The sequence below is a fragment of the Psychrobacter sp. Arc29 genome (assembly GCF_041431175.1).
In the GTDB taxonomy this organism is placed as follows: domain Bacteria; phylum Pseudomonadota; class Gammaproteobacteria; order Pseudomonadales; family Moraxellaceae; genus Psychrobacter.
Window position 1 is genome coordinate 56532 of the sequence record NZ_JASMRR010000009.1, and the last position, 13997, is coordinate 70528.

Genomic DNA, 13997 nt, shown 5'->3' on the forward strand with positions numbered 1-13997 from the left:
TTACTCTTACTTCAAAAAGTACGACCTCAAAAAAATACGACCTCAAAATATGACTTCAAAACCTATGCAGACTTCACAAGATAGCCAAAATCAAATGCCTGATGCAGAGACTAACAGTGACAATGCGGATACCAACTTGTCAAAAGCGCCATTAACCAGCCGTTTGACGATAAACAGCTTGATCGATGCGCAAGTTGATTTTATGCAGCAGTGGTTGCACAAGCAGGCCGAGCCTTTAGCAATGGAAGCTTGGCAGTGGTTTGGCGCGCAGCCCTTAAGCAAATACATCACCTGTGACCATTTACAGCATTTAATGAAAGACTGGCTGTTAAATCAGCCAATGACTGAGGTGATGCGTACAGATATCCGTGATATTTTGCATACCATTATCTATCATCCAGTCAATGACAACGTGCCTTTGTCTGAGCTGGTCGATGACACCCAAGTTCAGACTCTTGCTAACTATATTGGTAGCCATGAGCAGCAGCGTAACGTCCTCATTCATACGCTGGTGGGTAACGAAACCTTTGCCGATCTGTTGACCCAAACGCTCTATCACGCTATCAATGACTTTATGGAGACCACGCTTGATAAAGCGGGTGGCGTTGGTAAACTGATGAAGCTTGGGCGCAGCTCGTTTGAGAAAGCGACCAACAGAAACCTCGATGAAAAACTGCAAACGTATTTGCATCGCAATATCAAAGATTTGACGCGTAAAGCTGAGGCCAATGCACAAGAACACTTGTCAAATGAAGAAGTCGCACGTCTGATGGTCATGGGCTGGGATCGTATCAAAGACCAACCAATCAGTGAACTACAAACCTACTTAAGCGATGAGCCTGATAATAGCAGTATCGACCATATCGAAGCGGGTATCCAGCAAAGCTATAACCGCCTGCGACTGTCACCCTATTTGCACAGTTTGGTATCAGCGAGTATTGATACTTGGTATGCTAATCATCAGTCTGATACGATGGCTATCATTGCTGCAAGTTTGCACATCGATGAAGCAGCTATGGCGCAATGTAGCAGCGCTCTATTACCTATCGTATTCGACGCCATTGAAACGCCTTGGTTAACGGCTCATATTCGTGACATGCTAGAAGCATTCTATGCGCAGCCTACTATTAAAGAAGGCTTGGCTCTCAATAACGATTAATTTATAACTCTTACTTGTTAGCATACTATTATGAGTCAACCCAATAAACTCAGCTTATGGCAAAAAATCAAACGATTACTGACGGCTTCTGCACCGCAGTCAGTAATCGAGGGTATAAGCGAGCCAGCACAGCCATCACTTGCTGACGGCGACATTGATAATACTGCCTCTAAAACTGCGCCCGAAGACGACGCTACTCAAAGCAATGAAAAAGCGCAAACGGATGCGTCTCACCTCAAAACTGACAACCTAAGTGCAGAGCCACAAAATCATAGCGACACGCCCATTGTTGACTGCTTAAAGCAATACTTCAATGACAAGCAATGGCACTATACGCATTATCGTCCCAAAACCAACGACAGCCAGCAATCGCATCATTTGTCCCTAAGAATGCGTCATAAAAAAATAGACTGTGGTTATCTGTTTCGTGTTCAAGAAAAAAATAAACTGTTAGCAATCTATGGCATTTTGCCATTTTTGATACCAGAGAGTCATCAGAGCGCTGCCCTACTACTCATCACTCAAATTAACTACGACATGCTCATTGGCAACCTAGAGATGGATGTCAATGATGGGGAAATACGCTACAAAAACGCGATCGATATCGAAGCGGTTGGTATCGATACTGAGATCATTGAGCACTCACTACAAAGCGTTGTTGCGATGACCACGGTTGCAAGCGAGCTATTTGGCGATTTGATTAATAATCAGGACCCTGCTGAAGATATGCAGACATTACTGACAGAGCTGCGCCAGCAATCAGATGCACGCACATTCTTTTTACCGACGCAGTTTGTTCAGTAGTGCGTCAGTTTATTCAGTCATATAGTTTACTCAATAAGGCCGCACTTAACGGTCGCTTATCTATTCATTTGTATATCCAAAAAATTATCAATATTAAGCTAGAATTCTTATGCTAAAAATTGCCTACTCTGACGTCTTTCGTTACTCTGTGCCCGAAAAGCACCGCTTCCCCATGCAAAAATACATCTTGATTCCGGAGCGATTATTGAGTGAGGGCACGATCAGTCAAGATAATTTTTTTGCCCCTGCCTGCTTAAGCGAAGAGGAGATTTTGACCACTCATACAGCAGAGTACTGGTATCAGCTCAAAACCCAAACACTACCACGCAAAGCTGCTCGAGCGATTGGGTTTGAGATGACACCGCAGTTGGTAGAGCGCGGTCGTTATATTGCCCATGCAACTTATGAGTGCGCGCTATATGCTCAGCAATATGGTGTCGCCATGAATGTTGCAGGCGGCACCCATCATTCTTTTGCCGATCATGGCGAAGGGTTTTGTGTGTTCAATGATGTCTGTATCGCTAGCAATTTATTATTGAATCGCGGACAAGCCAAGAAAATTTTGATTGTAGATTTGGATGTTCATCAAGGCAATGGCAACGCCAGCATCATGACGGGCGAGCCACGCGTTTTTGTCTTTAGTATGCATGGTGCCAAGAATTATCCGTTTCGCAAGCAATTATCAGACCTAGACATTGAATTGGAAAACGATGCTGGTGATGACGAATATTTAGACATATTAAAAGACACACTCCCACGATTAATCGCTGAGGTTGCGCCCGATATGATCTTTTATCAATCTGCTGTCGATGTACTCGCTACCGACAAGCTAGGCAAACTTGGACTGACACAAGCAGGATGTAAGGCGCGTGATGAGTACGTATTGCAGCAAGCAAAATCAGCCAATATCCCGATTGCCATTGTCATGGGCGGTGGCTACTCAGAAGATATTGAGGATGTGGTTGAAGCGCACTGCAATACCTTTCGAGTGGCACAGCAGATTTATTTTGGTGAAATGGTTTAATACTAAATTCACTCAGAAGATAAGAGTGATTTCAGAGTTGAACTCGTACTGGCAACCTTAACTATAATAATGCGGTCACGCCTTGCCAGCCCACGCGTACTCCAAGCACGATTAGAATCAATAAAATAAGCTGACGAAAACGCGCTTGTGGCAAATAACGACGTAGACGAATCCCGACTAAAAGCGTAACAATAGATATCACACTGAGCAAGGCAATTAGCTGCCACTCACCGCTACTCAATGCCATAATAGGCTCACGCAGTACAATAATTTGTGCGATCTTTCCTAAGAAATAGCACATGTTACCCACTTTGGCGATGGTGTTTTTATCGTCACTTGCAGAGAGTAGATACATCATCAGGATGGTCGACATCGCATTGGTTGAGCCGCCAATAACGCCTGCACCAAAACCTACGGCTATCAACATGGGCTTCGTATCTGGTAGACGAATTTGTTTGCCGAGCAAGCTACTCCCAACATAAAAGGCAATGACCGCCGCCAACAATAAAAGAATATAAGCGCTATCGACCCATAGCAGTAGCTTCGCACCTAGAATACTGCCTAGCAAGCTGGTAAGCGCAAGCAGCCAATAGCGTCTGCCATAGTAGATAAAATTTTGCCAAATGGTGCGCTCACCACCTGCTAGCCAAGTCATGACATTGACCACTAGCGAAGGGAATATCACCAATACAATGGCATGTGGCAATGGGTACATGCTAGCAAGCGCGGTAGTCGTCACGAGCGTTGCGCCAAGTCCGCTAATACCGTGTAGCAGCGATGCCAGCGCAAAAATGAGCGTCAGCACTAGCATCTGAGTGCTATCGTTACCAGCTATGTTGGTCATATTGTTTATACCATTTGAGGCTTAGCGCCTATATTTATACCACTAGCTGTTTTGACGTTGAGCGATTGTTTCACCAATAATACTGGCTAACTGCTCAGCGATTTTGTCTTTACTGGTTTTGTCTAACGTTACTGCATCACGCTCATAGCGCTCAGAGAAAAATACCTGCATGGCATTATCGTCACTAGCAAAGCCAATATCTGCCCGTGAGACATCGTTACAGGCGATCATATCTAGCGCTTTTGCGGCGAGCTTACTACGCGCATAACGCTCGACATCTTGTGTTTCTGCGGCAAAACCAACGACAAATAATTCCGGATGAGCAAGAGAGATTGTCGCTAAAATATCAGGGTTTTTAACCAAGCTGAGATTCATAGCATCTTGCGTCTTTTTAATTTTTTGCGGTGCGGCTTCTTCAGTACGATAATCTGCTACTGCGGCGGTCGCGATAAAGATATCTGCCTTTACGAATTGGTGTTCAGTATAAGCCTGCGGTAGTTCATGCTCATCACCGCAACCACAATCGCCATGATGGTCATGGGTGTGAGAATGACTATGTCCATGTGCGTGTTCATGTGCGTGCTCATTAGAATGGTCATGCTCATCTTCAAAATCCAGTTGAAGCTCGCTATGCGTTCCATCCACACATTGCTGGGCAGCGATCAGCATATCTTTGGCAGACAGTACATCAATTCGTGTGACATTAAGCGGCGTAGGCAATGCCACTTTTCCACCAGCAATTAAGATCACCTCTGCGCCAGCTGCCACACAAGCGCGCGCTAAGGCAAAGCCCATTTTTCCTGAAGAATGGTTAGACAAATAGCGCACAGGATCGATCGCTTCTACTGTAGGTCCTGCGGTAATAACCACTCTTTTGCCTGCTAATAATTGCGGCGTCGTGTTCATTGCTTTGAACAGGAGCACTTCAGCTAACAACTGCTCAGGCTCAGGCAACCGCCCTGCTCCCACGTCACCACACGCTTGCTCACCGCTAGCTGGCTGGATAATCTGATAGTTCATATCACGCAGGGTTTGTACATTCAGATTCACCGCAGGATGCGCCCACATCTGCTGATTCATGGCAGGAGCGATAATAACTGGCGCTGTTGTGGCAAGGCACACTGTGGTCAACAAATCATCAGCCATTCCCATAGCCAGACGTGCGAGTGTATTGGCGGACGCAGGGGCAATGACAATTAAGTCCGCCCATTTAGCCAGCTCAATGTGTCCCATTCCCGCTTCTGCCTGCTCATCGAGTAATGAGACATGCACCTCGTTACCCGTCAACGCTTGCAGAGTCAGTGGTGTGATAAATGCTTGTGCGCCTGTCGTCATGATGACGCGCACATCAAAGCCTGCCTTAATCAACAAGCGGGCAAATATAGCAGATTTATAAGCGGCGATACCGCCAGTAATAGCAAGCACAATATTGGACATAAGCGTGGCATCAATAAAAAAGTGAAAAAATAAAATTGCGCTTATAGTAACAACTATGAGATAAATTGGGTAAAATTTTCCGTATTTACCTCAGATAACAAGTAGCAATTTATTCTTAAGGAGTGGCAATGGCGATTAAAGACTGGCATGAGGATGACAGACCACGCGAAAAATTATTGAAATTCGGTGCCGCTCATTTGTCTGATGCGGAGATACTGGCCATATTTTTGCGTACGGGTACGCAGTCACAGTCAGCGATTGAGCTCGCGCGTCATTTGATTGATCAGTTTGGCAGCTTAGCTGAGCTATTGGCCGCCCCGCAACAAACTGTTCTTGCTTGTCATGGTATCGGCCCCGCCAAGTACGCTCAGATATTGGCATCGCTTGAGATGGGCACACGTTATCTGGATAGTAAGCTAAAAACGGGGCAAGCGCTAGGTCGCTCGCAAGTGGTCAAAGATTATATCAGCACCCAGTTACGCGGTGAGCATCGTGAAGTGTTTGCAGTCCTCTGTCTGGACAATGCGTTGAACCTTTTGAACTTTGAGATACTTTTCACCGGCGGTATCTCATCGTGTTCTGTCTGTATCAAGCATGTACTACGGCACGCACTAAGCCATGCGGCTAGCCAGCTTATTATCGCGCATAATCATCCCCATACCGATGCCAAACCATCAACAGCAGACAATGTATTGACCTATGAGCTAAAAAAAGCGTGTGACTTATTAGATATCTCTCTTGTTGATCACATAATCGTTGGCCGTAACGATACTTTATCTTATGCCGAAAGCTGCCTTGCGCCTTTTAGTTAGTTCATAACACTGATCGCTTAACTGGTCAGCAAATTTGAGCTGCTTGGCAAACCCTATTCATTAGAGTCTATTGGGCATGATACCTGATACATATTATCGACAGAGCGTAGCATTTTGGCTCTTGATAGTCATCGACAACTGTTTCATATTAGTAAGTAGTCTTATAGTTTGCTTATATATATTTTTATTATCGATGTATCGATTACAATGACATAAGACAAAACAATAATTATCGTTATTCAGACGTTTCTTATCTTTTATATTTTTCACGCTTTTTATTCAGTATTCCACAGGAGATAGTCATGGCAATTGGCTTGTTTATTTTGGCAGTCATCATTCAATTAGCCGTGGTCTTGGCCATCTTTTTGTTGTCCTTATCACGGGTTACGGGCAGCGTCGTTGCCCTGATTACCGTCGTTGTTACCGCGATTATCAGTCCACTGTCTCTAATATTGGGCGTACCGATCGCATTGCTTTGTTTGGTTTTACTCATCACACCTATCCGTCAATCTTTGATTACCAAACCGGTCTACGAAGCGTTAGGCGGTGCGATGCCAAGTATGAGTGATACGGAGCGTGAAGCGCTCGATGCTGGTACTAGCTGGTGGGAAAAAGAGCTATTTATGGGTGCCCCAAATTGGGAAGCTTTTGCTAATTATCCTTATCCGCAGCTGTCAGAAGAAGAGCAAAGCTTCATTGATAACGAAGTAGAAACGTTATGCGCCATGCTCGATGAATGGCAAATCCAGCATAAAGATAAAGAGCTGTCACCTGAAGCGTGGCAATTTATCAAAAGTAATGGCTTTTTAGGGTTAATTATTCCAAAAGAGTTTGGTGGTTTAGAATTTAGCTCTTACGCGCAAAGCCGCGTGATGAGTAAGATCGCGTCGCGCTCACCGACTGCGGCAGTGACCTGTATGGTACCCAATTCGCTCGGTCCTGGTGAGCTACTAATGCACTATGGCACGGACGAGCAAAAACAGCGCTGGCTACCCGGTCTCGCCAAAGGTGATGAAGTACCTTGCTTCGGCTTGACCGGACCTGAGGCAGGCTCTGATGCAGGTGCGATTCCTGACACAGGCGTCGTCTGTTATGGCACGCATGAGGGCGAGCAAGTACTTGGTCTACGTATGAACTTCTCCAAACGCTGGATTACGTTAGCCCCTATCGCTACTGTCGTGGGTTTGGCTTTCAAGATGCATGATCCTGAAGGGCTGCTTGGAGATCCGGACAAAACCGATTATGGTATCACCTGTGCACTGATCCCCGCCAATCATGAAGGGGTGATCACGGGCCCACGTCATAACCCAATTGGCTCGCCATTTATGAATGGTACAGTCGATGGTAAAGATGTCTTTATACCATTAGATTACATCATTGGTGGTGTCGAAAATGCCGGTCGCGGTTGGCGTATGCTGATGGAGTGTTTGGGCGTGGGTCGTGGTATCTCCTTGCCTGCTCTATCAACCTCAGCCAGTGAAATGACCTATCTGTCTGTCGGTGCATTTGCAAAAGTTCGTGAGCAGTTCAAAATCTCAGTCGGTAAGTTTGAAGGTGTACAGGACGCCACCAGCCGCATGGCAAGTAATACCTATATGTTAGAGGCGTTCCGTCATTTGGTGACTTGCGGGTTAAACCAAGGTGGTACTCCATCAGTAATGACTGCAATGGCAAAATATTATGCGACCGAAACCATGCGTAGTGTGGTCAACGACGGTATGGATGTCGTTGGTGGTCGTGCCGTACAGATGGGCCCACGTAACTTCTTGGCAATACCTTATCAAGCGATTCCTGTATCTATCACTGTTGAGGGTGCCAATATTTTGACCCGCTCGCTGATGATTTTTGGTCAAGGCGCGATGCGTTGTCACCCTTATCTATTCGATGAGCTGCAACTGCTACAGAGTGAAGATAAAAAAGCGGCGACTGAAAAATTCGACACGCTTTTCTTCAAACATTTAGGCTATACCTTTAACCGCGGTGTAAAAGCATTTGTCGCAGGTTACGTCGGTGGTAGTGATAATGCGCCACGTTTTGCTGATGCCTTTACTCGTCCTTATTACAAGCACATCAACCGCCTCAGTGCTGACTTTGCATTGACTGCAGATATGGCGTTAGGGCTGCTAGCAGGGGATTTAAAACGTAAAGAGATGCTGTCTGGTCGCTTAGCGGATATTCATAGCCACTTATTTATCGCGACGGCTATTTTGCAATTTTATGAGCATGGTAGTAAATCCGAAGCTGAGCGTTTACATGCTGAAGTTGCACTACAAAACAGCTTGTACACGATTCAAGAGGCCTTTGTATCTTTCTTTGCCAACTTCCCTAATCGCATGGCCGCCAATGTGGTGAGCTTTGTGACTTTCCCAAGTGGACGTATCTTTACACCAGCAAGCGATGAGTTAAAACGCCAGCTGGGTGATACCTTTATGGATGATTTTGCTGCCAATCCATTCCGCGACTATCTCAAAACCATGGTTTATTACAATACCGACCCAGATGATGTGACAGGCCGTATGGAGCATGCTTATCAGACCTTGGTTGAGATCGAACCACTGTGGCAGAAGTTCAAGAAGGCAGAACATCAGGACAGCTTTGAAGGCCTAACCTTCGAAGACCATGTGGTACATGCGAGCCAAAACGGCGGTATTACTGAGGAAGAGGCAGAAGTGCTGATTCAATACAATGCCATGCGTTTTGATTCATTATTGACCGATGTATTTGATAAGCACCTATCAGAAGCTCAAGAGCGTGATAATCCGCATACGCTCGAAAACGCTGTCAATCAACTAACAAATTATGCAGCGCTAAAAAAAGAAGCAAAAGACAAAAGTAGCGTATCGACTGACGGCGATATGCCAGTCACGCATGAGTTAAATGATACGACAAATACAGAACCACAGACGGGTGATGCCAATCCCAATCACGGCTATGAGAGCGATGGTGATGTAGAAATGGTCAGTGAGCAAGATACTGTGAAAGAAATCAAGTCACAGGCAAATTTTGAGAAATCAAATCCTGAAGCCGAAGCGCTTGATCATCGCTACCGTGATGCAGAGTCACACCTCAATGAGCGTATGAGTAACAACCACAGTCGCCACATTGCTCCACCTGATGAAGTCGATGAAAGCGCAAGTGATAAACACCTTCAAACCTCAGATGATCAGACGCATCTGCCGCGCGAACGTGAAGAAGATGACAAGGTATAACTAAAAGGTCAATTCAAACGCGTAAACTCATGAGTATCGTAATTATTCATGACGATAAATATAAAAATTCAAAAGCCAGACTGTCCACACATGACAGTCTGGTTTTTTTTGGAGTTGCCAAAATGTAAATGTATTTTATGACATCAAAATGATAACACTGGTTTAATATCAATAGTTTGATATATCCATTTACCCTAAAAACTCTTTCATGAATATATTGTTTCATATCAGAAACAAACCGTTTACAATAAATAATCACTATTTTATGGGCACATAGTTGTGACAGGGATTGTTCTCTCGGAATAAAATGATAAAAAAAATCTTGCAGTGCCCTTAACTATTCTTTTATATTGTCCTCGAAAATGTGACATCAAGCGACAATCACAAGAACTTAATAGTCATAACACGCATTATAGTTAGATTTGCAAACACGGTCACATAGATTTGGGTGACGCTGACTATAGCGCTGTTATGCACACAAAGGATATGGATATGTGGAAAAATATGGGACTGACAGGCAAGATTATCGTTGCCATGGTGCTCGGTATCATACTGGGTCTATTTTTAAACTACTCAGGATTAAATGGCGAAGGCAGCTTCGTTAATACTTATATCACAAATGGTGCCTTTGCTATTATCGGCAAGCTATTTGTTAACTCGTTAAAAATGTTGGTCGTACCTTTAGTACTTATCTCACTGATTTGCGGTGTGTGTGGCATTGGTGATATCCGTCTGCTAGGACGTATTGGTACCAAAACATTTATGATCTATATGATGACAACCGCGCTTGCTATTGCAACGGCGATTGGATTGGGTGTGCTATTTGGTATCGGTAAAGGCATGAATATCGAATCTGAAGCCACGTTTGAAGCCGCATCAGCGCCGCCACTGCTTGATGTTTTCTCGAACATTATCCCCTCAAATCCCATCAGTGCGATGGCAAATGGCGACATGCTATCGATTATTTTCTTTGCCATTCTAATCGGTATCAGTATTTTGATGGTTGGTAAACCTGCCAAAGGCTTGGTTCAAAGTCTAGAGCTTATCAATGAAGTCATCCTAAAGATGGTGACCATCATTATGAACCTAGCCCCTTATGGTGTATTTGCGCTATTAGCCAAGGCCATGTCTGAGCTAGGCTTTGAGTTAATTTTGTCACTGCTAAGCTATATGGCAGTATTGGTTGGGTCTTTGGCTTTCCATTTCTTCGTTACTATGATGATTGTACTAAAAGTCTCTTCAGGTCTATCTATCAAGACCTTTTTGGCAAAAATGCGCGAAGTACAAATCTTTGCGTTTAGTACGTCAAGCTCAAACGCGACCATTCCTATTACCTTGCGTACCGTTACCAAACGTATGGGTGTGAATAACTCCGTTGCTTCGTTTACCGTTCCTTTTGGTGCCACCATCAACATGGATGGTACAGCCATCATGCAAGGGACAGCGACCATCTTTATTGCCAATATTTATGGTATTGATTTGGGCGTAACCGAATATCTAACCGTTATCTTGATGTCAGTACTGGCCTCTGTCGGTACGGCGGGTGTCCCTGGTGTCGGTCTGATTATGCTGTCGATGGTATTTGCCCAAGTTGGCTTACCAATCGAAGGTATTGGTCTGATTCTAGGTGTGGATCGTATCCTAGATATGCTACGTACTGCCGTGAACGTTGGTGGTGATGCGGCAGTGACCGCTATCGTGGCAAAGTCAGAAGGCAAAATGGATCTGGCTATTTATAATGATCCTAATGCTGGTGCGAAAGACGTATTTGACGGTCATATCGATGAAGACAATGAGCGTGAATTCTCTAAAGTCATGAATGATGGCATCATGGGTAGTGAATACGATGACGTTGATCGTCGCCACTAATCACCTCTGCTAGATAGACCTTCATAAAATAAAAAACCTCAGTCACCTATGCACATGGACTGAGGTTTTTTTTGAGGTAGATCATGAGTGTGGTTACTCTCATTTAGCCAAAAACATATTTGGTCAACATTGCCAAACACACCAGTACAATCATCGGACGAATCAGCTTACTACCGCCTTTAACGACCATATGTGAACCAAAATAGGCACCGATGGTTTGTCCCACCATCATTGCTAACCCCACTTTCCACAGTACATTGCCACCCAAGATAAAGAATATCAATGAGCCAATATTGGTCGATAGGTTCAACACTTTTGCGGTGCCTGTCGCTTCAATAATCTGACGACCACGCAATGCCACATTCCCCAGCGCAAAAAACATTCCTGTACCGGGACCAATATACCCATCATAAAAACCAATCAAAGGTGCCACCCCTTTTTGCCACTTACCCTCTGATATGCGGGGAGCCGCCTCTACCTCACCAAGCCTAGGGGCAAATAAGGTATAAATACCGATAGCGGCAATCAAAAAAGGAATCAGTTTTTCGAGCAAATCTGGCGGCGACATCTGCACGGCAATGGTACCCAAGACTGATCCGATAAACGCGGCAATAATAGCAACTTTAATACGCTGCGGTTTGACGACGCCCTTTTTTATCATAGTAATGGATGCGGCCAATGCGCCAGAAGCAGCTTGTAGCTTATTGGTGCCGAGCGTGAGCACTGGGGGGATATTGGCCAGTAGCATGGCAGGTATGGTCAACAGACCGCCGCCGCCAGCAATCGCATCAATAAATCCTGCCAATGCTGCGACAGCCGTAAGCATCAAAATAATCTCTAGTGAGAAGGTTAAGTCCATAATGCTGACCTACAAAATATGGTGATAAAAGAAAAGGAAGCCTCAGATACTAGGCTAAAAACTTACTAATGACACTACTATCGTTGGTAATAGCTATTATTGGTAATAGTAGTGATAAGACGGTAAATTCCCTGAGAACTTCTTAAGACATGAGATAACGTCATAATGCGTCGATCATTATAGATATAAAACCGCAAAAAAAACCAAAAACGTCACAAAGTCTGCTAGATTTAGCCAATAGTGTTCCAAATCTCTCATATAACGGACAGTTTGTTAAAAAGATTTAACGACTTACAACTATTTTGCTCGTCGCATCGCCTTTATAATGTCACTATCATTGAGACGATATAATAGGCTAATGGCATTATTTCAGCGTATTTTATTGTCTATATTAATAAGAGTGTGAGAAACTGTTTTTATCTGCTTGCTATATCGTCATGAATAGTAGCGTGGATATTTGAGATTATTTAGTAAATTGTACTTAGGAGATGAGGATAATATGGCAATACGAAGGATTAAGGCATTTTTTGAATTTGAGGCAGCGGGCGGTATCGTCTTAGCATTGGCTGCCGTTGCTGCAATGATCATTGCCAACTCCCCTCTTAATGTTTGGTACGAAGGTTTTATTCACGCACCAGTTGCCATTCAAATTGGCGAGTTTGCGATTGCCAAAGATGCTCACCACTGGATCAATGACGGTCTAATGGCTGTTTTCTTTTTCTTGGTCGGGCTTGAGCTCAAGCGTGAAGTATTGATTGGTGAGTTGTCCAACGTCAAGCAGATTATCCTGCCAGCTGGTGCAGCACTGGGCGGTATGATCATGCCTGCGATTGTTTATCTACTCTTTAACTACAATGAGCCTGAGTTTTGGAAAGGTTGGGCCATTCCTGCGGCAACGGATATTGCTTTTGCGCTTGGTATTTTGAGCCTTCTTGGCAACCGTGTACCCAACTCTCTAAAAGTCTTTTTGGTCTCTATTGCTATCTTTGATGATATCGGTGCGATTTTGATTATCGCTCTGTTTTATACCAGCGATTTATCATTAGAGTCGTTAGCATTGGCTGGCCTATGTCTGCCATTCTTGTACCTTCTTAATCGTCGTAACGTCACTAGCATCACGCCTTATCTACTTATTGGTATTATCATGTGGATTGCAGTGCTCAAATCGGGTATCCATGCAACATTGGCTGGTGTGGTCTTAGCACTATTTATTCCTATGTTTGACCGCACTGATCCTGAGCACTCTCCGCTTGAAGAGCTAGAGCATGATTTACATAACACCGTCGCCTTTGGTATTTTGCCAATATTCGCTTTTGCCAACTCGGGTATCTCACTCGAAGGCGCAGGTCTAGCCGAATTATTCCATTCAGTGCCACTAGGTATTGCCGCAGGTCTGTTTATTGGTAAGCAGTTGGGCGTCATGATTATGTGCTGGTTAATCTTTAAGCTTGGTATCTCAACCATGCCAAAAGGTATGAACTATAAGCAAATCTACGGCGCAGCGCTATTGTGCGGTGTTGGTTTTACCATGAGCCTATTCATTGGCGGCCTCGCATTTGCAGGTGATACGACTATGTTTGATGAGCGCTTGGGTATCATCATGGGTTCTATCGTTTCTGGTATCGCAGGTTACATCATGCTCAAAGTGAGCTTGAAAGATAATGTCAGCGGCACATCGGTCGATTTGACTCGCTCTCATTAATAGCAAAACGAGCGACTTATGAGCCTATTAGCTTATAAGTCGCTTTTTATTATCTGCAAAACCTTTTGATGAAAAATAGGTATTCAGCCAAGGTTGATTATTGTTAATGAATCAGCTGTAGCATTAGCAATAATTGTCATGTCAGCAGACGAGAATATCCAATACATCATGCCTGCCCTATCGTTAGTGCGAAAGACGCACGTGCAAGACTGCTATTCTTATCTGATGAAATGCGTGGCCTAAAATCTCGTATCAGTACGATACAAAGACGACTAGAT

General features: G+C 44.3%; 10 protein-coding genes. 7 read left to right on the top strand and 3 right to left on the bottom strand.

Annotated elements, in window-relative coordinates; all coding sequences use genetic code 11:
- The first annotated feature begins 49 nt into the window (after positions 1-49).
- The 3 genes from QO189_RS12020 to QO189_RS12030 all read left to right on the top strand — a co-directional run bounded on the left by QO189_RS12020 (position 50) and on the right by QO189_RS12030 (position 2987).
- Positions 50-1159 (top strand): hypothetical protein, encoded by a 1110-nt coding sequence (locus tag QO189_RS12020; protein WP_371532889.1) that lies wholly within the window; start codon positions 50-52, stop codon positions 1157-1159.
- Positions 1160-1189: 30 nt separating this feature from the next.
- Positions 1190-1963 carry a hypothetical protein gene (locus QO189_RS12025; RefSeq protein ID WP_371532890.1) on the top strand — a complete coding sequence of 258 codons (774 nt, stop codon included), beginning with the start codon at positions 1190-1192 and terminating at the stop codon, positions 1961-1963.
- A gap of 109 nt (positions 1964-2072) precedes the next feature.
- The gene (locus tag QO189_RS12030) at positions 2073-2987 is read left to right on the top strand and encodes a histone deacetylase (RefSeq protein ID WP_371532891.1); all 915 of its coding nucleotides are present in this window, start codon (positions 2073-2075) and stop codon (positions 2985-2987) included.
- A gap of 61 nt (positions 2988-3048) precedes the next feature.
- Here QO189_RS12030 and QO189_RS12035 read toward each other — a convergent pair whose 3' ends face one another.
- Positions 3049-3831 (bottom strand): sulfite exporter TauE/SafE family protein, encoded by a 783-nt coding sequence (locus QO189_RS12035; protein ID WP_371532892.1) that lies wholly within the window; start codon positions 3829-3831, stop codon positions 3049-3051.
- Between the two features lie 42 nt (positions 3832-3873).
- Positions 3874-5268, bottom strand: coding sequence for a bifunctional phosphopantothenoylcysteine decarboxylase/phosphopantothenate--cysteine ligase CoaBC (gene coaBC, locus QO189_RS12040; RefSeq protein ID WP_371532893.1), 1395 nt, complete (start codon positions 5266-5268; stop codon positions 3874-3876).
- 128 nt (positions 5269-5396) lie between these two features.
- On the opposite strand from coaBC, the gene radC reads away from it, so the two are divergent.
- From radC to QO189_RS12055, 3 genes are all read left to right on the top strand, one after another.
- On the top strand, positions 5397-6080 hold the full coding sequence (gene radC / locus QO189_RS12045; protein WP_371532894.1) for a DNA repair protein RadC: 684 nt from the start codon (positions 5397-5399) through the stop codon (positions 6078-6080).
- Positions 6081-6382: 302 nt separating this feature from the next.
- The gene (locus tag QO189_RS12050; RefSeq protein ID WP_371532895.1) at positions 6383-9289 is read left to right on the top strand and encodes an acyl-CoA dehydrogenase; all 2907 of its coding nucleotides are present in this window, start codon (positions 6383-6385) and stop codon (positions 9287-9289) included.
- Positions 9290-9781: 492 nt separating this feature from the next.
- Complete coding sequence (locus QO189_RS12055; RefSeq protein ID WP_201597847.1) at positions 9782-11158, top strand: dicarboxylate/amino acid:cation symporter; 1377 nt, start codon at positions 9782-9784, stop codon at positions 11156-11158.
- A gap of 103 nt (positions 11159-11261) precedes the next feature.
- On the opposite strand, the gene QO189_RS12060 is transcribed toward QO189_RS12055, so the two are convergent.
- Positions 11262-12017 (bottom strand): TSUP family transporter, encoded by a 756-nt coding sequence (locus QO189_RS12060; protein WP_238038848.1) that lies wholly within the window; start codon positions 12015-12017, stop codon positions 11262-11264.
- Positions 12018-12516: 499 nt separating this feature from the next.
- Between QO189_RS12060 and nhaA the strand changes: the two genes are divergently transcribed.
- A complete protein-coding gene (gene nhaA / locus QO189_RS12065) occupies positions 12517-13719 on the top strand; it encodes a Na+/H+ antiporter NhaA (RefSeq protein WP_201597831.1) in 1203 nt (400 codons plus the stop codon).
- Positions 13720-13997 lie beyond the last annotated feature (278 nt).

What these genes read in the sequence shown, in the direction of transcription:
- QO189_RS12030 (WP_371532891.1), top strand. Translation starts at nt 2,073, where the DNA reads ATGCTAAAAATTGCCTACTCTGACGTCTTTCGTTACTCTGTGCCCGAA.
- nhaA (WP_201597831.1), top strand. Translation starts at nt 12,517, where the DNA reads ATGGCAATACGAAGGATTAAGGCATTTTTTGAATTTGAGGCAGCGGGC.
- QO189_RS12060 (WP_238038848.1), bottom strand. Translation starts at nt 12,017, where the DNA reads ATGGACTTAACCTTCTCACTAGAGATTATTTTGATGCTTACGGCTGTC.
- coaBC (WP_371532893.1), bottom strand. Translation starts at nt 5,268, where the DNA reads ATGTCCAATATTGTGCTTGCTATTACTGGCGGTATCGCCGCTTATAAA.
- QO189_RS12035 (WP_371532892.1), bottom strand. Translation starts at nt 3,831, where the DNA reads ATGACCAACATAGCTGGTAACGATAGCACTCAGATGCTAGTGCTGACG.
- QO189_RS12020 (WP_371532889.1), top strand. Translation starts at nt 50, where the DNA reads ATGACTTCAAAACCTATGCAGACTTCACAAGATAGCCAAAATCAAATG.
- radC (WP_371532894.1), top strand. Translation starts at nt 5,397, where the DNA reads ATGGCGATTAAAGACTGGCATGAGGATGACAGACCACGCGAAAAATTA.
- QO189_RS12025 (WP_371532890.1), top strand. Translation starts at nt 1,190, where the DNA reads ATGAGTCAACCCAATAAACTCAGCTTATGGCAAAAAATCAAACGATTA.
- QO189_RS12050 (WP_371532895.1), top strand. Translation starts at nt 6,383, where the DNA reads ATGGCAATTGGCTTGTTTATTTTGGCAGTCATCATTCAATTAGCCGTG.
- QO189_RS12055 (WP_201597847.1), top strand. Translation starts at nt 9,782, where the DNA reads ATGTGGAAAAATATGGGACTGACAGGCAAGATTATCGTTGCCATGGTG.